The sequence below is a fragment of the Streptomyces longisporoflavus genome (genome assembly GCF_014649775.1).
Lineage (GTDB): Bacteria > Actinomycetota > Actinomycetes > Streptomycetales > Streptomycetaceae > Streptomyces > Streptomyces longisporoflavus.
This window is the reverse complement of the sequence record NZ_BMTR01000013.1, coordinates 87,631-105,454: the sequence shown is the minus strand read 5'-3', so window position 1 is coordinate 105,454 and position 17,824 is coordinate 87,631. Positions and strand designations below refer to the sequence as shown.

Here is a 17,824-nt window from a genome sequence, read left to right as displayed (position 1 = left end):
GGATCAACGTATCGGACCCCCCGCCCCGAACCCGTACGCCACGACCCTCCCCAAAGCCCCCACCAGCGCAGTAACGTCCCGCGCATGAGCAGCACGATCAACGGCGGCATCTCGTACTGGTATGCGGACCACGGCACTCCGGCCCCCCGTGAACCCCTGCCGGGCGACGAGAGTGCCGACGTCTGCATAGTCGGCGGCGGCTACACCGGCCTGTGGACCGCCTACTACCTGAAGAAGGCGGCCCCCTTCCTCCGCATCACCGTCCTGGAACAGAAGTTCTGCGGCTACGGCGCCTCCGGCCGCAACGGCGGCTGGCTCTACAACGGCGTCGCGGGCCGCGACCGCTACGCCCGCCTGCACGGCAAGGAAGCGGCGACCCGCCTCCAGGAGGCGATGAACGACACGGTCACCGATGTGATCGAGACGGCGAAGGCGGAAGGGATCGACGCCGACATCCACCACGGCGGCGTACTCGAAGTCGCTTACACACCGGCCCAGTTGGCACGCCTGAAGGAATTCCACGCCACGGAACTCGCGTACGGCGAGAAGGACCGCACCCTGCACGGCGCACGCGAGACGGCCGACCGCATCCGCGTCGCGGGCGCCGTCGGCTCCACCTGGACCCCGCACGGCGCACGCCTGCACCCGGTGAAACTGGTCAAGGGCCTGGCGTCAGCGGTCGAAGCGCTGGGCGTGACGATCCACGAATCAACGCCCGTCACGGAGATCAAGCCGAAACACGCCATCACCCCGTACGGCACGGTCCGCGCCCCCTACGTCCTGCGCTGCACGGAGGGCTTCACGGCATCGCTCAGGGGCCAGCGCCGCACCTGGCTCCCCATGAACTCATCCATGATCGCCACAGCACCCCTCACCGACGCCCAATGGGAGTCGGTCGGCTGGGAAGGCCGGGAAACACTCGGCGACATGGCGCACGCGTACATGTACGCCCAGCGCACCGCCGACGGCCGCATCGCGCTCGGCGGCCGGGGCGTCCCGTACCGCTACGGCTCGAAGACGGACAACGACGGCCGCACCCAACCGGCCACGATCGAGGCCCTGCGCGAGATCCTCACCCGCTTCTTCCCCCAACTGGCCGGAGTGGAAGTGGCCCACGCCTGGTCCGGCGTCCTCGGCGTCCCGCGCGACTGGTGCGCCACGGTCACCCTCGACCGCGCGACGGGCCTCGGCTGGGCGGGCGGCTACGTCGGCTCGGGCGTGGCCACCGCCAACCTCGCCGCCCGCACCCTGCGCGACCTGGTCCAGCAGGACTCGGGCCAAGCAGGCCCCACGGACCTCACCACGCTCCCCTGGGTCAACCACAAGGTCCGCAAGTGGGAACCGGAACCACTGCGCTGGCTCGGCGTCCACGGCATGTACGCGACCTACCGCAACGCGGACCACAAAGAGCTGACCACCCCCACACCCCGATCCCCCCACCTCGCCCGCCTCGCGGACCGCCTCTCGGGCCGCCACTGAACACACGAACGCCGAGGGCCCCGCACGCGACCGGCCCCGGACAAGAAGTCCGGGGCCGGAGGCAGAGCCCCCTGTCGGATTCGAACCGACGACCTACGCATTACAAGTGCGTTGCTCTGGCCATCTGAGCTAAGGAGGCGTGACGCGTCTACTGACGTGCCCGAGCAGTGTAACCAACACCGCTCGTGCCCTCGTCGAAAATTTCCCCGAACATCGCAGCTCCCCGGCTACTGACAGACGTATGGCCCTCGGGGTACGGTCACGAGCAGTTCACTCAGGTGGACTACACCACTCCTCTCTTTACAACGGATCGTCCGGCACGTTCCTGCCGGTGAAGGGGGCCCTCACCATGGCCACTGTTTCGTTCGACAAGGCGACCCGCATCTACCCGGGTGGCGACAAGCCCGCCGTCGACCAGCTCGAGCTCGACGTCGCGGACGGCGAATTCCTCGTCCTCGTCGGTCCCTCCGGCTGCGGAAAGTCCACCTCCCTGCGCATGCTCGCGGGCCTGGAGGACGTGAACGCCGGCGCCATCCACATCGGCGACCGCGACGTCACGCACCTGCCGCCCAAGGACCGGGACATCGCCATGGTGTTCCAGAACTACGCGCTCTACCCGCACATGACCGTCGCCGACAACATGGGCTTCGCCCTGAAGATCGCCGGCGTCAACAAGACCGAGATCCGCCAGAAGGTCGAGGACGCCGCGAAGATCCTCGACCTCACGGAGTACCTCAGCCGTAAGCCGAAGGCCCTCTCCGGCGGTCAGCGCCAGCGTGTCGCCATGGGTCGCGCCATCGTGCGTGAGCCGCAGGTCTTCCTCATGGACGAGCCGCTCTCCAACCTCGACGCCAAGCTGCGTGTCTCCACGCGTACGCAGATCGCGTCCCTCCAGCGCCGCCTCGGCATCACCACCGTGTACGTCACGCACGACCAGGTCGAGGCCATGACCATGGGTGACCGTGTCGCCGTGCTGAAGGACGGTCTGCTCCAGCAGGTCGACTCGCCGCGCAACATGTACGACCGCCCGGCCAACCTCTTCGTCGCCGGCTTCATCGGCTCCCCCGCCATGAACCTCGTCGAGGTCCCGATCACCGACGGCGGCGTGAAGTTCGGCAACTCCGTCGTGCCGGTCAACCGCGAGGCGCTCTCCGCCGCCGCCGACAAGGGCGACCGCACGGTCACCGTCGGTGTCCGTCCGGAGCACTTCGACATCGTCGAGCAGGACGGCAGCACGGCGAAGTCCCTCTCCAAGGAGACCGAGGACGCCCCGGCGGGTCTCGCCGTCTCCGTGAACGTCGTCGAGGAGCTCGGCGCCGACGGGTACGTCTACGGCTCCGCCGAGGTCGGCGGCGAGCACAAGGACCTCGTGGTCCGCGTGAACGGCCGCCGGGTCCCGGAGAAGGGCACGCAGCTGCACGTCGTGCCGCGTCCGGGCGAGATCCACGTGTTCTCGACGTCGACGGGCGAGCGCCTCACCGACTGACGAAGCCGACGCAGGCGAACGACAGCACGCGAAGGGCCCCGCACTCCGGTGCGGGGCCCTTCGCGTGCGCCACGTTGTCGACAAATACCCCGGCAGACCGGTCATTTCGGCGAGCGCCCGTCAACCCCGCTCCGAAAAAACCTCATTCTCCGTCGCTCGACCGAGTGACGTAATGTCGCCAAATCATCACCGACCGCTACGCTCACTCGCGTGACGCACTCCGCCAACTACACCCAGAAGCCGCGCCGAGCCCACCGAGGCCCCGCCCGACGCATCGGCCGCACGCTCGCCCTCGTCCTGCCCGTGATGCTGGTGCTTTCCGGGACCCTAGCGGTCACCAGCGTCAACTGGTCCGGGAACAACTCGGATTCGATGCTCACCGCATCCGCCGACGACCTCTCCGCACCGGCCAAGTCCCGCGCTCCGCACGACGTCCTGCGCGACCGGCTGCTGCTCGAACTCCAGGAGAGGAACCCGGGCGTGTCGCTCACCCACCTCCAGCAGGAGGTGAACCGCCACCCGTCGCTCGCCCGGCACTGCGTATCCATCGCCCGTGCCCTCGGCCGCGCGGCCGTCCAGAAGTACGGCCCGGTCCGCGCCCAGTCGTACGCGCGCCCGGTCTGCGACACGTCCTACGCGTCGGGCGTCGCAGCCCGCCAGAACGGCTGACCCGGGGCGGCACGTAGGGTTTCCGGCATGACCGGCGACCCCCACTCCCACAGGCCCACGCAGGCCGTTGTCCTGGCCGGCGGCCAGGGCTCGCGCCTCCGTCCGTATACCGATGACAGGCCCAAGCCGATGGTCGAGATCCCTGGCACAGGGACCCCGATCATCGGCCATCAGCTTTCCTGGCTGGCGGCCGAGGGCGTGACGGACGCGGTCGTCTCGTGCGGCCATCTCGCCGAAGTGCTCCAGGAGTGGCTGGAGTCGGCCGATCTCCCTCTGAACGTCACCACGGTGGTCGAGAACGAGCCCCTGGGCCGCGGCGGCGGCCTCAAGTACGCCGCGCGCCACCTCCCCCACGCGGACCGCCCCTGGTACGCGACGAACGGCGACATCTGGACCCGCTTCTCGCTGCGCGACATGGCGGAGTTCCACGCCGAGCGCGATGCCACCGCGACGCTCGCCCTGGCCCGCCCCCGTATCCCGTGGGGCGCCGTCGAGACGGACGCGTTCGGTCACATCACGGACTTCATCGAGTCCCCGCCGTCCCCGTATCTGATCAACGCGGGTGTGTACGTCTTCTCCTCGTCGTTCACCGCCCTCCTGCCGGACCGCGGCGACCACGAGCGCACCACGTTCCCGCGTCTGGCCCGCGAGAAGAGCCTGGCGGGCTTCCCGCTGCCGCAGGGCGCGTACTGGCGGGCGATCGACACCGCCAAGGACCTCACAGAGGCCGCCAAGGAGCTCGCCGCCCAGACCACCGGCTGAGGCATCACGCAGGTACGGCGAAGGGCCCCGCACAGTGTCTGTGCGGGGCCCTTCGCCGTATGGCCGGGGAGTCTGCTCAGCCGCCGCCGAGAAGCCCGCCCACGAGCCGCCCGTTGCCGCCCGTGCCGCCACCGCCGCCACCGCCGCCACCGCCGCTCGCGCCGCTCTCGGGGGCGGCGCCACCGCTGCCGCCGCTGGACGTGGGTCCAGCGGTGGCCGAGGCCGGAGGCTGCTGGGGCGAGGACTGCTGCGGCGGGGCCTGCCCGGCCGCGCCCTGCGTCTGGCTCGGCTGCCCTTGTCCGGTGCCCGCGCTGGTCGTCTCCGGCACCGCACCCGGCGTGGCCGCATTGCCCGCGCCCTGCGTGGGGCTCGCGGAGCTGCCCTGCGTCGGCGCCTGCGACCCGGGGGCCGTGGGGCTCTGCGACTGGGTGCCCTGGCGGTGGCGCTGCTTGCCGGGCTCCTGCGGGAGCGGTGAGCCGGGCAGTTCGTTGCGCGGGGCCTCGCCGGGTCCCGGCACGGTCACGCGGTCGGCATCCCGCACCGCGCCGCCGAGCATCGAGCCGATCAGCAGCGTGCAGCCGATGACGAACGCCCCGACGAGCCCGCCGCGCCTCAGCACACGGCGCCGCAGCTCCCAGATGTCCACGCGCGGGCCGAGCCGCCGCCAGGCCTCGCCGGCGAGGCGTCCGTCGACGGAGTAGACGGGCGCGCCCGCGATGATCAGCGGTGACCATGCGGCCAGATAGATGATGTCCGGCGCGTCGTAGACGGGGACGGACTTCCAGCTGACGGTGACGAGGAGCGCGGCGGAGAGGAGCACGCCGACGCCGGCCGCGAGGCGCTGCCAGAGTCCCAGCACCGTGAGCACGCCGACGATGATCTGCAGGAAGGCGATGCAGAGTCCGGCGCCCACCGGGTGCGAGAGGGCGAAGTCCCGCAGCGGCTCGGCGGCGGTCCACGGGTGCAGCGAGTTGAGCCACTTGACCATGGACCCGCGGTCGCCGCCGTCGAAGTACACGGGATCGCAGAGCTTGCCCATACCGGCGTAGATGGAGATGAACCCGAGGAAGACGCGCATGGGGAGCAGTACGACGCCGAGGTTCATGCGGCGGCCGGGGTAATAGGCGTGCCGCACGGGGTCGGCCCCGTGCCGCTTGGTCGCCTGACGCCCGTCCGCGTCGTCGTCACCGGCGTCACCGGCGCCGTCGTACTCGTCGTACTCGTCGTCCTCGTAGGGGAGCCGCTCGTCGAGGTCGCTCTCCGACGCCGGCAGGCGCGGGATGAGCCGGGTCCCGGACTCGGGGTGACGAGGACCGATGACGGCAGGCGTGGCCTGCGTACTTTCGAGGTCGTCCTCGTCGATGCGGGGGATGGTCTGGGTGGAGCCTCCGTCGTCGTACGAGGCGCCGCCGGCCTCGGCCGAATGGCGCACGCCGGTACCGCGCACCGCCTGGAGCAGGCCGGTGGCTCCGGGGTCGCCCGGCTCGGACTTGCCGCTCCAGACGACGGGCGAGCGGCGACGTGCGGCGGAGCCGGCCGCGGGGATGTGCACGGTGTCGTCGGCATTGCTCAAGTGCCGTGCGATACGCGGGGATTGGGTCCGCTGCGCGGTGGGGAGCTGCACGCGGAAGCTCGCGTGATTCACGATGACCTGCGCCGGGTCGCTCGGCACCTTCACCATGCTCAGCGCGGGAGCTTCGTCGAACCCTGACGAGCTTCCCCCCGTGGGATTGCGGGGCGTTCTGGTGTCCACACTCATCTAACCGAGTGATGTGTGTTTAGGACACTGCCTTGACCGCGTTGAAATGTCCGGGCCGCGTCAAGATCTTCGCCGGATGCCCGCCGGCCCGGAAGTACTGGGCCGGCGGGCGTCCGGGGAGACGGCTAGCTGCGCTGCCGTGATGCCTCGTAGAGCACGACTCCCGCCGCGACACCGGCGTTCAGGGACTCCGTGCCGCCCGGCATGGGGATGCGCACGCGGTAGTCGCAGGTCTCGCCGACCAGGCGCGAGAGGCCCTTGCCCTCGCTGCCGATGACGACGACCACGGGACCGGACAGCGCCTCGAGGTCGCCGACCTCGTGCTCGCCGTCCGCCGCGAGGCCGACGATCGCCAGTCCGTCCTTCTTGTATGCCTCCAGGACGCGGGTGAGGTTCGTGGCCCGCGCCACCGGCGTACGGGCCGCGGCTCCGGCGGACGTCTTCCAGGCACCTGCGGTCATTCCGGCGGCACGCCGCTCGGGGACGACGACGCCGTGGCCGCCGAAGGCGGACACCGAACGCACCACGGCACCGAGGTTGCGGGGGTCGGTCACGCCGTCGAGCGCGACGATCAGCGGGTCCTGGCCCACGTCGTACGCGGCGGCGGCGAGCTCGTCGGGGTGGGCGTACTCGTAGGGCGGCACCTGGAGCACGAGGCCCTGGTGGTTAAGCCCGTTGGTCATGCGGTCCAGCTCGGGGCGCGGGGCCTCCATGAGGTGGATGCCGCCGCGCTCGCCGGCGAGCTGGAGCGCCTCACGGACGCGCTCGTCGTTGTCGATGAACTGCTGGACGTAGAGCGTCGAGGCGGGCACGCCCTCGCGCAGCGCCTCGACGACGGAGTTGCGCCCGACGACCATTTCGGACGTGCCCTTGCCGCGGCCCTTCACGCCACTGGGGCGGCGTCCCCCGCCGGGGCCGCCCGCGGACTTCTTGGCGGCGGCGTTGGCGATGCGGTTCTTCTTGTGTCCCTTGCGCGCCTCGGCGGGCGGCGTCGGGCCCTTGCCCTCAAGGCCGCGGCGCCGGTTCCCGCCGCTGCCGACCTGCGCGCCCTTCTTGCCGGACATGCGGCGGTTGTTAGCGGCCATGACCTACCTGTCTCTGTGATGCGTGCGGTGCCGTCGTACGGCACGGGCGCACTGCGTGAACTGCGTACGTATATGAAGTGTGCCGCCCGGCTCGCCGGGCGGCACATCGCGAGGTCAGACGCTCAGCGCGGGCCGAGAGTCCACCGCGGTCCGTTCGGGCCGTCCTCGATGACGAGGCCGGACTGGTTGAGCTGGTCGCGGATGGCGTCGGCGGTGGCCCAGTCCTTGCGGCCGCGCGCCGCCTCGCGCTGCTGGAGCACGAGGCGTACGAGGGTGTCGACGACGCCGTGGAGATCCTCGCCGCGGTCGCCCTCGCCGGCCCAGTGCGGGTCGAGCGGGTCGAGGCCGAGCACGCCCAGCATGGCCCGCACCTCGGCGAGCCGCTCGACGGCAGCTTCCTTGTCGTCGGCGGCGAGGGCGGAATTGCCCTGCCGGACCGTCGTGTGGACGATGGCGAGCGCCTGCGGGACGCCGAGGTCGTCGTCCATCGCGTCGGCGAAGGCGGGCGGCACCTGGGCCGCGGGCTCGACGACGCCCCCGGCCTTCTCCACCACGCGCTGCACGAAGCCCTCGATCCGCGCGAAGGCGGACTCGGCCTCGCGCAGGGCCTCCTCGCTGTACTCGATCATTGAGCGGTAGTGCGGGGTGCCGAGGTAGTAGCGAAGGACGATCGGGCGCCACTTCTTGACCATCTCGGAGACGAGGACGGAGTTGCCGAGCGACTTGGACATCTTCTCGCCGCTCATGGTGACCCAGCCGTTGTGCACCCAGTACCGCGCGAAGGCGTCGCCGTAGGCCTTGGCCTGCGCGATCTCGTTCTCGTGGTGCGGGAAGATCAGGTCGATGCCGCCGCCGTGGATGTCGAACTCACGGCCGAGGTACTTGTGGGCCATCGCCGAGCACTCCAGGTGCCAGCCGGGACGGCCGCGGCCCCAGGGGGTCTCCCAGCTGGGCTCGCCCTCCTTGGCCCGCTTCCACATGGCGAAGTCGCGGGAGTCGCGCTTGCCGGTCTCGCCCTCGCTCTCGGGCTGGAGGAGGTTGTCCAGCTCCTGGTTGGAGAGCTCCAGGTAGCCCGGGTAGGACTTCACGTCGAAGTAGACGTTGCCGTCCGCCTCGTAGGCGTGGCCGCGCTCGATGAGGCCGCGCATCATCTCGACCATCTCGGTGATGTGGCCGGTGGCGCGTGGTTCGTAGGTGGGCGGGAGGCAGCCGAGGACGTCGTAGCCGTCGTTGAAGGCCCGCTCGTTCTCGTACCCGATCGACCACCACGGGCGGCCCTGCTCGGCCGACTTCCGGATGATCTTGTCGTCGATGTCGGTGACGTTGCGGATGAAGGTGACGTCGTAGCCGCGGTAGTCGAACCAGCGGCGCATGATGTCGAAGTTCAGGCCCGACCGGATGTGCCCGATGTGCGGGGCGGCCTGCACCGTCGCGCCGCACAGGTAGATCGAGACACAACCGTCGTTGAGCGGGCTGAAGTCTCGGATCTGCCGGGCGCTGGTGTCGTACAGGCGAATCGTCACCACTCCAGGGTAGTGGTCCAGGGACAGTGCCCTGTGACCTCCCGGGTCAACAGGGCACGGAACTGTGACATGCGCGGGCGCGGCGGAGCCTCAGAGGCGGCCGACGACCTTGCGCGGCGTGACACGGACGACGACGCGGGTGTCGTCGTCGGCGGAGGACGGGTTGAACTCCGCGTACTTCAGACCGGTGTACTTCAGGGCGAGCTCGTCGATGAGCTCCTGCCCGCCTTCGGTCGTCATCGCCGCCTCGCCGCGGATCTCGGCGTAGGTGTACGGGGCGTCGAAGGGCTGGAGCAGCACCGTCACGCGCGGGTCGCGGCGCAGGTTGGTCTCCTTGCGGCGGCCGACCGTGGTGGAGAAGAGCAGGTCGTTGCCGTCGCGCTTCACCCAGACCGGTGAGACCTGGGGGCTGCCGTCGGGCTGGATCGTGGCGACGGAGACGAAGACGGGGGTGTCGAGAAGGGCCTTGAGCTTGTCGGACATTTCGGCGGACATGGGGGATGCCTCTCTCTCGTACGTCGGGGTGCGTTACCGATACTGCTTCAACGCACCCCGTGGCAGCGGCATTTCACCTGTTTCCGGTGGTCCGGCAGGCCGGCGGGCCCGTACGCCGGTCAGCCCGGCCGCACGACCAGTGCGGTGGCGATCGCGGCGAGGCCCTCGGCACGCCCCGTGAGTCCGAGGCCGTCCGTCGTGGTGCCGGACACGGAGACCGGGGCCCCCGCGGCGGCGCTCAGCGTCTTCTGCGCCTCGTCGCGCCGCTTGCCGATCTTGGGGCGTACGCCGATGACCTGGACGGCGATGTTGCCGATCTCGAAGCCTTCGGCGCGCACGATCCTGGCGGCCTCGGCGAGCAGCGTCACCCCGGAGGCGCCGGACCATTCGGGCCTGCCGGTGCCGAAGTGCGCGCCGAGGTCGCCGACGCCGGCGGCGGAGAACAGGGCGTCGCAGGCGGCGTGCGCGGCCACGTCCCCGTCGGAGTGGCCGGCGAGGCCCGCGCTCTCGCCCTCCCAGAGGAGCCCGGCGCACCACAGTTCGCGCCCTTCCTCGAAGGCGTGCACGTCGGTGCCGATGCCGACCTGCGGGAGCGTCACGCGCGGCTGCTGCTGGTCAGAAGCCATCGTTGGCCCTCCTGCGGGCGAGTACGGCCTCGGCGAGTACGAGGTCGAGGGGCCGCGTCACCTTGAAGGCCTCTTCGTGGCCGGGCACGACGACGACCTGGAGGCCGAGCTGCTCGACCATGCTGGCGTCGTCGGTGACGTTGTCGGTGACGGTCGCGTGGGCGCGGACGAGGGTGTCGCGGTCGAAGCCCTGCGGGGTCTGCACGGCGCGCAGACGGGCCCGCTCGGGCGTGGCGACCACGGGTTCCGGCGCGCCGGGCTTGTCGGGGCCGGCCGGCTCGACCTGCTTGACGGTGTCGGCGAGGGGCAGCGCGGGGACGACGGCGGGGGCGCCTTCGCGGACGGCCTCGATGACGCCGTCGACGGTGTCGACGGGCACGAGCGGGCGGGCCGCGTCGTGCACGAGGACGACGCCGATGCCCTCGGGCAGGGCGTCGAGGCCGAGCTTCACGGATTCCTGGCGGGTCGCGCCGCCGGGCACCACGAGGAAGTCGGTGCGCTCGGGCAGCGCGTGGTCGGCAAGGAGGGTCTTGACCTCGGCGGCGCCCTCAGGCGGGGCCACGACGACGACGAGCGAGACGGCGCGGGATGCGGCCATGGCCCGTACGGCGTGGATGAGCATGGGGGTGCCGTTCAGCGCGCGGAGCGCTTTGGGGGCGCCCGGGCCGAGCCGTACGCCGCGTCCGGCAGCGGGGATCACGACCGCGGTGCGGGATTCCTCAGACATCGCTTCCGTTCAGGTTTGTGTGCTCGGGGGAGGTGGGTATGGCCACAGCGAGCCAGCCGGGCGCGAGCCTTGACCGGACCCTTCCGTGACATCCGGTCGAGCCGACTATCCGCGCCCGGCACGCATGCCGAGCAGCATCGAGCGGGACTCGAGCACCACGCGAGAGCACAACGTAAGAATTCAAGGACTGCGTCTTACCGCGTCTTCCAGGATTGCGTCCCGGACTTCGAGGACCCCGTCCGGGTACGAACATGCCGCAGCGCCCGGCGACACCATTGAGGGTCAGCGGGCACCGCGGCATTCATGGCGCCAAGACGTATGCGTACGCGTATGTCAGGACGCGATCAGGACGCGAGGACCTCGTCGAGCAGAGCCTCGGCCTTGTCCTCGTTCGTGTTCTCCGCGAGGGCGAGCTCGCTCACCAGGATCTGGCGAGCCTTGGCGAGCATGCGCTTCTCACCTGCGGAGAGTCCGCGCTCACGCTCACGACGCCACAGGTCACGCACGACTTCCGCGACCTTGATGACATCGCCCGAGGCGAGCTTTTCGAGATTTGCCTTGTAGCGACGGGACCAGTTCGTGGGCTCTTCGGCGTACGGCGCGCGCAGTACTTCGAAGACCCGATCGAGCCCGTCCTGACCGACCACATCACGCACACCGACGAACTCCGCATTGTCCGCAGGCACACGTACCGTCAAGTCGCCCTGAGCGACCTTCAGCACCAAGTAGGTCTTGTCCACGCCTTTGATCTGGCGAGTCTCAATGGCCTCGATCAGCGCGGCCCCGTGATGGGGATAGACCACGGTGTCGCCAACCTTGAACGTCATGTGACAGGTACCCCTTCCGTGGCTATCCATCCTAACACGAGAACCGCCTCTTCTGAATGGCGTTTTCGCAGGTCAGGGCATATCTCGGGGCTTGACAACTACAACAGGAACGTGCTGCGGAAGGCTTCCGGAGCGAGGTATTCGCAGGTGGGAGCGGCTCTTCGGGGGAGCAGAAACACGCCCGTCACACGCCCCCCGAGAGCGCTCCCTGAGGCTGAACGTCCCGGTTTGCGTAGTTCCAGACGGTGAACTTGGGCTACTCCGTTCGGCGAGTGGAGAGACGTACGACTCCGCGTTCGAGATGAATCCGGAATTGATCAAGCGCCCTCGGTGATCAATTTCCCGGACTTCCCCGGACCGCCATGCATTCCTTACCGGAAATCCGCAGGGAGGGCCGTGACGACGCTTGACGACGCTTATGTGAATGGTGGACGAGAGGCCAATGGCGCGGATGTGACGGCAGTGACACGTGCGGCGGGACATAGCGGGAGGCTGAGGTGAGGCAGAGGTGCGACACAGGCGGGACCCGGGGGGTGCGGGAGAGGCTCGCGGGCCATAGGGGCGGGTCGGGTGCGGTGGCGCGCGGACGGCTCGGTAACCTAAGGCCGCTGACACACACTTAGGGCGGCTTTACGGCCGTCCGCCCCTCCTGCCCCGCCCTCGTTCAAGGAGTTGCCGCCGCCGTGAGCCGCAGCCTTCGACGTGGCGCACTCGCCGCCACCGCCATCGCGTTCTCGCTCGCGTCGCTCGCCGCGTGCGGCGCCGGTACCGACGCCCAGACGCACGAGATCAAGCCGGACAACGCCGCGACGTCCGTCGGCGACATCAAGATCCAGAACGCCATGGTGATCACGCAGCCCGACCTGAAGTCGACGGGTCCCGCGGTGATCGCCGCGACGGTGTTCAACACCGGCCGCACCGACCAGACCCTGAACGAGATCTCGGTCACCGGCACCGACAAGAAGGCCAAGATCACGCCGGGCAAGGACGACAAGACCTCCAAGAAGGGTGGTCCGCTGACCATCCCCGCGGGCGGTTCCGTCGTCATCGGCGGCAAGGACAACGCCTCCGCCGTCCTGCCCAGCAGCCGCGAGGCCGTCAAGGACGGCAACGCGCAGGCGGTCAAGTTCGTCTTCAGCAAGACCGGCGACGTGAAGATGAAGACGTTCGTCGTGCCGGCCGAGAGCTACTTCGAGAAGTGGGGCCCGAGCGAGGTTCCCGAGGCTCCGGACGGGAAGCCGTCGACGAGGCCGTCCGGCTCGGCGAGCGGTGAGCCCCGCGACGGCGCCTCCGACGCCGCGACCGAGGGCGCGACCGAGGGCGGCGCGGCCAATCCGTCGAACAAGCCGTCGGGCAGCGCCTCCGGTGCCGCCTCCGACACGGCCGGAACCGGGACCGGTTCGCAGGACGCGGGAACGACCGCGGGCGCGGGCACCGAGCACTGACGCGAGGCCGCGCGTACTGAACGCACATATCGAACGCACATGAGGAAGGGCGGGAACCCGGTGCCGGGTTCCCGCCCTTCCTCGTGCTTCCTCATGTCCGCGGGCTTGCTCTCGCCCGCGGAAGTGCTCTCTACGGCTCGAACTTATAGCCCAGGCCCCGCACCGTGACCAGGTACCGCGGCGCGCCCGGGTCCGGCTCGATCTTTGCGCGCAGGCGCTTGACGTGGACGTCGAGGGTCTTGGTGTCGCCCACGTAGTCCGCGCCCCAGACGCGGTCGATGAGCTGCATGCGGGTCAGGACGCGGCCCGCGTTGCGCAGGAGCATCTCCAGGAGGTCGAACTCCTTCAGGGGGAGGTCGACCTTGGAGCCGGAGACCGTGACGACGTGGCGGTCGACGTCCATCCGGACCGGGCCCGCCTCCAGGGCCTGCGGGGTGACCTCCTCCGGCTCTCCGCGGCGGCGCAGGACCGCGCGGATGCGGGCCACCAGTTCGCGCGAGGAGAAGGGCTTGGTGACGTAGTCGTCGGCTCCTATTTCCAGGCCGACCACCTTGTCGATCTCGCTGTCCTTGGCGGTGACCATGATCACCGGGACGTTGGAGCGGTTGCGCAGCTGACGGCAGACCTCCGTGCCGGGCAGGCCCGGCAGCATCAGGTCGAGCAGGACGAGGTCGGCGCCGTTGCGCTCGAACTCGTCGAGTCCGTCCGGGCCGGTGGCCGCTATGGCGACCTCGAAGCCCTCCTTGCGGAGCATGTAGGACAGGGCGTCGCTGAAGGATTCCTCGTCCTCGACGACGAGCACTCGGGTCACGGAAGGACCTCCGGGGCAGGAATGGGTTCGTACGCAGTGGTCTCGTCGGGCCGTGCGGTGCCGGCTTCGCTGCCGTCTCCGCCGTGACCGGATCCGCGGTCGCGGGTCGCGGCTGCTTCGGGCAGCCGCAGGGTGAAGGTGGAGCCCTGTCCCTCGGAGCTCCACACGGTGACCTCCCCGCCGTGCGAGGCGGCCACATGTTTGACGATGGCGAGGCCGAGGCCCGTGCCGCCGGTGGCCCGGGAGCGGGCCGGGTCGACCCGGTAGAAGCGCTCGAAGATGCGCTCCTTGTCCTTGTCGGATATGCCGATCCCCTGGTCGGTGACGGCCACCTCGATCAGGTCTCCGCCCGGCGCGTTGACCCGGCGGGCGGCGATGCCCACCCGGGTGCGGGCGGGCGAGTAGTTCACGGCGTTCTCGACGAGGTTGCCGAGTGCCGCCGCCAGTTGGCCGCGGTTGCCCCATATCTGCAGGTCGGCGGTGCCGCCCGCGGCCATGGTGATCTGTTTGTGGGAGGCCTGGTGGCGGCTGCGGTCGATCGCCTCCGCCACCAGTTCGTCGACACGGACGGGTTCGGCGTCCTCCAGGGGGTCGTCGTTCTGGACCCTGGAGAGGTCGATGAGTTCCTGCACGAGGTTGGTGAGGCGGGTCGCCTCGATCTGCATGCGGCCCGCGAAGCGTTCGACGGCCTCGGGGTCGTCGGAGGCGTCCATGACAGCTTCGGAGAGCAGCGAAAGTGCCCCTACCGGGGTCTTGAGCTCGTGGCTCACGTTCGCGACGAAGTCGCGTCGTACGGCTTCGATGCGGCGGGCCTCCGTGAGGTCCTCCACGAGAAGCAGGACCAGGCGGGAGCCCAGGGGGGCCACGCGTGCGGAGACGGCGAGGGCTTCGCCCCGGCCGGTGCCGCGGCGCGGCAGATCGAGCTCGACCTGCCGTATCTCGCCGTCGCGGCGGGTGTCGCGGGCCATCTGGAGCATCGGCTCGACGGCGAGCTTGCCGCCGCGGACCAAACCGAGGGCGTACGCCGCGGAGCTGGCCTTGACCACGCTGTCCGCCTCGTCGAGGACGACGGCGGAGGAGCGGAGTACGGAGAGAACCGTGTCGACGCCCGGTGGCAGTACGGGGTCCGTGTGCAGGGAGGTCCGGGTGGGGCGTTTCAGGTCGCGCTCGCTCCAGCGGAACGCCAGCATGGCGATGACACCGGTGCACACCCCGGCGATCGCTGCCGCTGCGGCGACCGCCGCGTTCACGTCCATGCCTCCAGGTTATGCGCCTGACGAGCATCAGCCCCAGCCGTCAGGGGGCCCGCTCGAACACTCGTCGCCCAGAGTTCACCGAGGGGACGGTGATGGTTCACTTCGGCCGAACGGGTCACTCCGGTGCGCGCCGGTGCGCCCCTCCGGCGCGCACCACACGTCGCCCACAGTTCACCTCGGTGACAGGGGCGGTTCATTCGGGATGCCGGAAACGGACGCGTGGGAGCCGCACCGTGGGAGCGTGGGGGTCACCCCCCGGGACGGCACTAGAGAGGGACATCCACATGCGGGACGCGTACCACGAGGAACTTGACTCGATCGGCGAAGGCCTGGTCGAAATGGCCCGCCTGGTCGGGTCCGCGATCGGGCGCGCCACCACGGCCATGCTCGACGCCGATCTCAAGATGGCCGAGAGTGTGATCGCCGCTGACCAGAAGGTCGACGATCTGCAGCACGACCTGGAGGCGCGCGCGATAGCCCTGCTCGCGCGGCAGCAGCCCGTCGCCACCGACCTGCGCATCGTAGTGACCTCGCTGCGGATGAGCGCCGACCTGGAGCGCTCCGGCGACCTGGCCCAGCACGTCGCCAAGCTGACCCGGCTGCGCTTCCCGGCGTCGGCCGTGCCGCAGGACCTGCACGCGACGATCCTGGAAATGGGGCAGCTGGCACAGCGCCTCATGGCCAAGGCGGCGGAGGTCATCATCACCAAGGACGTCGACCTGGCGCTCCAGCTCGAGCAGGACGACGACGAGATGGACCTGCTGCACCGGACGCTCTTCCAGCACCTGATGGACGACCGCTGGAAGCACGGCATCGAGACGGCCGTGGACGTGACGCTGCTCGGCCGCTACTACGAGCGCTTCGCCGACCACGCGGTCTCGGTGGCGAAGAGGGTCGTCTACCTGGTCACGGGCGAGCACGCGGACGAGATGCAGCCGACGGGCACGCCGGTGGAGGGGGCCTGAGCCCTTCCCCGGTCATTCCTGCCTTTGAGGCGCGCAGAGGGGCGGGCCCGCACTGTCGGTGCGGGCCCGCCCCTTTGTGCTCGCGGTCCTCTTTGTGCTCGGCGTCCTCGCCTTTGTGCTCGCCGTCCTCGCCGTCTCAGCCGCAGCCTCCGCCGCACTGGCACGTTCCGCCCGACTGGCAGCCGCAGCTGCAGCCCGAGCCGCAGCCGCAGGCGCCGAGGAGCACGAGTGCGGGCAGGCCCGGCGTCTCGGTCGGCTGCTCGGGGACGGTTCCGGTGATGGGGGACTCGGCCATGGGTCTCCTCCTCGATGGCGTACTGCCTGTTCCCGTTCCATGCCCACTGCGGAGGGGCGCACCAACGGCGCACACGCGCGCGGGTGTTGCGGGGCGGCGAGGGGCGCAGGCCCCCTACGCGCGGGCGGGGAGGTCGGCGGGGGCGACCGGTGCGGCGGGGTCTTCGGGGGCGGCGGGGACGACCGGTGCGGCGGGAGCGCCGGGGGCGGGAGCGACCGGCGAGGCGGGGTCGCCGGGGCTAGTAGAAGCGGCCGGCGCGGTGGCCGGGCCCGTCGCCGTCTCCTCCCCGGGCAGCCCCCGCATCAGCGACCAGTAGCCGAGAGCGGCGACCGTTCCGATGACCGCGCAGGTGCCCCAGAGCCACTCGGCCCCGAAGCGGTCGATGACGAAGCCGGACATCAGCGGGGCCACGAGCGCGGCGACGGCCCAGGACAGGGTGTACATGCCCTGGTAGCGGCCCCTGCCGTGGGTCGGCGAGAGGCGTACGACGAGACCGGTCTGCGTGGGGGCGTTGACGATCTCGGCCAGGGTCCAGACGCACACGGTGAGGGCGAAGACGCCGATGGACCCGGCGAAGGCGGTGAGGCCGAAGCCGTAGCCGGCGAGCAGCGCGGAGACGACCAACAGGCGTTGCGGATCGCGGTGTTCGATGAAGCGCGTGACCGGGATCTGGAGGACGACGATCAGTACGCCGTTGACGGCGATGGCCATCCCGTAGTCGGCGGGCGTGAACCCTGCCTCGCCCATCGCGACGGGCAGCCCCACGGAGCCCTGCTGGAAGATCAGCGCGACGAGGAACGAGAGCCCGACGACGCCCATGAAGCGTCCGTCGCGCAGGACGGTCCCGAGCCCGACGTCGGGCTCCGACGCCTTCTCCAGTGCGGTCCGCACGGGCCGCGACTCCGGCAGCTTCACGAAGACGACGACGGCGCAGACCAGGGTCATCACGGCTTCGATGAGGAACCCGGCGAGGTAGCTGAACTCGGCGATGAAGCCGGCGCCCATGGAGGAGATCGCGAACCCGAGGTTGATGGCCCAGTAGTTGAGCGAGAAGGCCCGTACCCGGTCCTCGGGGCGGACGATGTCGGCCATCATCGCCTGCACGGCGGGCCGGGAGGCGTTGCTCGCCATGCCGACGAGGAAGGCGACGGCGGCGATGGCCAGGGGGTCCTTCATGAAGCCGAGGAGCGCGACGGACAGGGCGGTGGAGGACTGGGCGACGAGCAGCGTGGGCCGCCGCCCGAGCCGGTCGGTCATCACGCCCGCGCCGATCGAGGAGACGACGCCGCCGAGTCCGTGCAGGGCGGCGACGAGACCGGCGTACGTCGCGGAGTAGCCGCGGTCCAGGGTCAGGTAGAGCGCCATGAAGGTGGCGACGAAGGCGCCGAGCCGGTTGACGAGGGTGCTGGTCCACAGCCACCAGAACTCGCGGGGAAGACCGGAGACGGACTCTCTGGCGGCGCGTCTCATCGCGGCGAGTGGCATTCGGGGTCCCCCACAGGTCAGGCAGCTCTGTAAGCGTCAATATCAGCATGTGCACATTACGACTACTGAGTCGCCGGGAGCCAGCGGATTAACAGAAGCCGTCAACTGACGCCCCGCCCGCGGCCGTAC

At 70.2% G+C, this 17,824-nt stretch carries 17 protein-coding genes and 1 tRNA gene; 6 read left to right on the top strand and 12 right to left on the bottom strand.

What is annotated here, in order from left to right; genetic code table 11:
- The first annotated feature begins 84 nt into the window (after window positions 1-84).
- Complete coding sequence (locus tag IE226_RS25815; RefSeq protein WP_190083759.1) at window positions 85-1,479, top strand: NAD(P)/FAD-dependent oxidoreductase; 1,395 nt, start codon at window positions 85-87, stop codon at window positions 1,477-1,479.
- A gap of 65 nt (window positions 1,480-1,544) precedes the next feature.
- Here the strand turns inward: IE226_RS25815 and IE226_RS25810 are convergent.
- Window positions 1,545-1,618, bottom strand: a tRNA-Thr gene (locus IE226_RS25810).
- A 210-nt stretch (window positions 1,619-1,828) separates the two neighbouring features.
- Between IE226_RS25810 and IE226_RS25805 the strand changes: the two genes are divergently transcribed.
- From IE226_RS25805 to IE226_RS25795, 3 genes are all read left to right on the top strand, one after another.
- A complete protein-coding gene (locus IE226_RS25805; protein WP_190083758.1) occupies window positions 1,829-2,965 on the top strand; it encodes an ABC transporter ATP-binding protein in 1,137 nt (378 codons plus the stop codon).
- 210 nt (window positions 2,966-3,175) lie between these two features.
- On the top strand, window positions 3,176-3,634 hold the full coding sequence (locus IE226_RS25800) for a hypothetical protein (RefSeq protein WP_190083757.1): 459 nt from the start codon (window positions 3,176-3,178) through the stop codon (window positions 3,632-3,634).
- Window positions 3,635-3,661: 27 nt separating this feature from the next.
- Window positions 3,662-4,396 carry a nucleotidyltransferase family protein gene (locus IE226_RS25795; RefSeq protein ID WP_190083756.1) on the top strand — a complete coding sequence of 245 codons (735 nt, stop codon included), beginning with the start codon at window positions 3,662-3,664 and terminating at the stop codon, window positions 4,394-4,396.
- Window positions 4,397-4,472: 76 nt separating this feature from the next.
- On the opposite strand, the gene IE226_RS25790 is transcribed toward IE226_RS25795, so the two are convergent.
- The 7 genes from IE226_RS25790 to IE226_RS25760 form a co-directional block, all read right to left on the bottom strand.
- Window positions 4,473-6,155 (bottom strand): DoxX family protein, encoded by a 1,683-nt coding sequence (locus IE226_RS25790; RefSeq protein ID WP_229871537.1) that lies wholly within the window; start codon window positions 6,153-6,155, stop codon window positions 4,473-4,475.
- A gap of 125 nt (window positions 6,156-6,280) precedes the next feature.
- Window positions 6,281-7,240: a 23S rRNA (guanosine(2251)-2'-O)-methyltransferase RlmB gene (gene rlmB / locus IE226_RS25785; protein WP_190083755.1), complete on the bottom strand. Its 960-nt coding sequence runs from the start codon at window positions 7,238-7,240 to the stop codon at window positions 6,281-6,283.
- A 122-nt stretch (window positions 7,241-7,362) separates the two neighbouring features.
- Window positions 7,363-8,763 carry a cysteine--tRNA ligase gene (cysS, locus tag IE226_RS25780; RefSeq protein ID WP_190083754.1) on the bottom strand — a complete coding sequence of 467 codons (1,401 nt, stop codon included), beginning with the start codon at window positions 8,761-8,763 and terminating at the stop codon, window positions 7,363-7,365.
- A gap of 90 nt (window positions 8,764-8,853) precedes the next feature.
- A complete protein-coding gene (locus IE226_RS25775; protein WP_190083753.1) occupies window positions 8,854-9,258 on the bottom strand; it encodes a PPOX class F420-dependent oxidoreductase in 405 nt (134 codons plus the stop codon).
- A 119-nt stretch (window positions 9,259-9,377) separates the two neighbouring features.
- Window positions 9,378-9,884, bottom strand: a complete 507-nt coding sequence (gene ispF, locus IE226_RS25770; protein WP_190083752.1) for a 2-C-methyl-D-erythritol 2,4-cyclodiphosphate synthase — start codon at window positions 9,882-9,884, stop codon at window positions 9,378-9,380.
- Window positions 9,874-10,611, bottom strand: coding sequence for a 2-C-methyl-D-erythritol 4-phosphate cytidylyltransferase (gene ispD, locus IE226_RS25765; RefSeq protein WP_190083751.1), 738 nt, complete (start codon window positions 10,609-10,611; stop codon window positions 9,874-9,876). Before ispD ends, ispF begins: the two co-directional genes overlap by 11 nt.
- 344 nt (window positions 10,612-10,955) lie before the next feature.
- On the bottom strand, window positions 10,956-11,438 hold the full coding sequence (locus tag IE226_RS25760) for a CarD family transcriptional regulator (RefSeq protein ID WP_003953493.1): 483 nt from the start codon (window positions 11,436-11,438) through the stop codon (window positions 10,956-10,958).
- 683 nt (window positions 11,439-12,121) lie between these two features.
- Between IE226_RS25760 and IE226_RS25755 the strand changes: the two genes are divergently transcribed.
- A complete protein-coding gene (locus tag IE226_RS25755) occupies window positions 12,122-12,883 on the top strand; it encodes a copper chaperone PCu(A)C domain-containing protein (RefSeq protein WP_190083750.1) in 762 nt (253 codons plus the stop codon).
- A 130-nt stretch (window positions 12,884-13,013) separates the two neighbouring features.
- Here the strand turns inward: IE226_RS25755 and phoP are convergent, their stop codons facing one another.
- Window positions 13,014-13,694, bottom strand: a complete 681-nt coding sequence (phoP, locus tag IE226_RS25750; protein WP_190083749.1) for a two-component system response regulator PhoP — start codon at window positions 13,692-13,694, stop codon at window positions 13,014-13,016.
- Window positions 13,691-14,950, bottom strand: a complete 1,260-nt coding sequence (gene phoR / locus IE226_RS25745) for a two-component system sensor histidine kinase PhoR (RefSeq protein ID WP_190083748.1) — start codon at window positions 14,948-14,950, stop codon at window positions 13,691-13,693. The genes phoP and phoR overlap by 4 nt, the downstream gene beginning before the upstream one ends.
- Before the next feature lie 284 nt (window positions 14,951-15,234).
- Between phoR and phoU the strand changes: the two genes are divergently transcribed.
- Window positions 15,235-15,915 carry a phosphate signaling complex protein PhoU gene (phoU, locus tag IE226_RS25740; protein WP_190083747.1) on the top strand — a complete coding sequence of 227 codons (681 nt, stop codon included), beginning with the start codon at window positions 15,235-15,237 and terminating at the stop codon, window positions 15,913-15,915.
- Window positions 15,916-16,051: 136 nt separating this feature from the next.
- Here the strand turns inward: phoU and IE226_RS25735 are convergent, their stop codons facing one another.
- Window positions 16,052-16,210 (bottom strand): hypothetical protein, encoded by a 159-nt coding sequence (locus IE226_RS25735; protein ID WP_190083746.1) that lies wholly within the window; start codon window positions 16,208-16,210, stop codon window positions 16,052-16,054.
- Window positions 16,211-16,324: 114 nt separating this feature from the next.
- Entirely contained in the window at window positions 16,325-17,695 is a 1,371-nt protein-coding gene (locus tag IE226_RS25730) for an MDR family MFS transporter (RefSeq protein WP_190083745.1), read from the bottom strand.
- Window positions 17,696-17,824 lie beyond the last annotated feature (129 nt).

Coding starts and splice junctions, on each gene's coding strand:
- IE226_RS25730 (WP_190083745.1), bottom strand. CDS start 17,695: ATGCCACTCGCCGCGATGAGACGCGCCGCCAGAGAGTCCGTCTCCGGT.
- ispD (WP_190083751.1), bottom strand. CDS start 10,611: ATGTCTGAGGAATCCCGCACCGCGGTCGTGATCCCCGCTGCCGGACGC.
- IE226_RS25790 (WP_229871537.1), bottom strand. CDS start 6,155: ATGAGTGTGGACACCAGAACGCCCCGCAATCCCACGGGGGGAAGCTCG.
- phoR (WP_190083748.1), bottom strand. CDS start 14,950: ATGGACGTGAACGCGGCGGTCGCCGCAGCGGCAGCGATCGCCGGGGTG.
- rlmB (WP_190083755.1), bottom strand. CDS start 7,240: ATGGCCGCTAACAACCGCCGCATGTCCGGCAAGAAGGGCGCGCAGGTC.
- IE226_RS25795 (WP_190083756.1), top strand. CDS start 3,662: ATGACCGGCGACCCCCACTCCCACAGGCCCACGCAGGCCGTTGTCCTG.
- IE226_RS25760 (WP_003953493.1), bottom strand. CDS start 11,438: ATGACGTTCAAGGTTGGCGACACCGTGGTCTATCCCCATCACGGGGCC.
- IE226_RS25735 (WP_190083746.1), bottom strand. CDS start 16,210: ATGGCCGAGTCCCCCATCACCGGAACCGTCCCCGAGCAGCCGACCGAG.
- IE226_RS25815 (WP_190083759.1), top strand. CDS start 85: ATGAGCAGCACGATCAACGGCGGCATCTCGTACTGGTATGCGGACCAC.
- ispF (WP_190083752.1), bottom strand. CDS start 9,884: ATGGCTTCTGACCAGCAGCAGCCGCGCGTGACGCTCCCGCAGGTCGGC.
- phoU (WP_190083747.1), top strand. CDS start 15,235: ATGCGGGACGCGTACCACGAGGAACTTGACTCGATCGGCGAAGGCCTG.
- IE226_RS25805 (WP_190083758.1), top strand. CDS start 1,829: ATGGCCACTGTTTCGTTCGACAAGGCGACCCGCATCTACCCGGGTGGC.
- IE226_RS25775 (WP_190083753.1), bottom strand. CDS start 9,258: ATGTCCGCCGAAATGTCCGACAAGCTCAAGGCCCTTCTCGACACCCCC.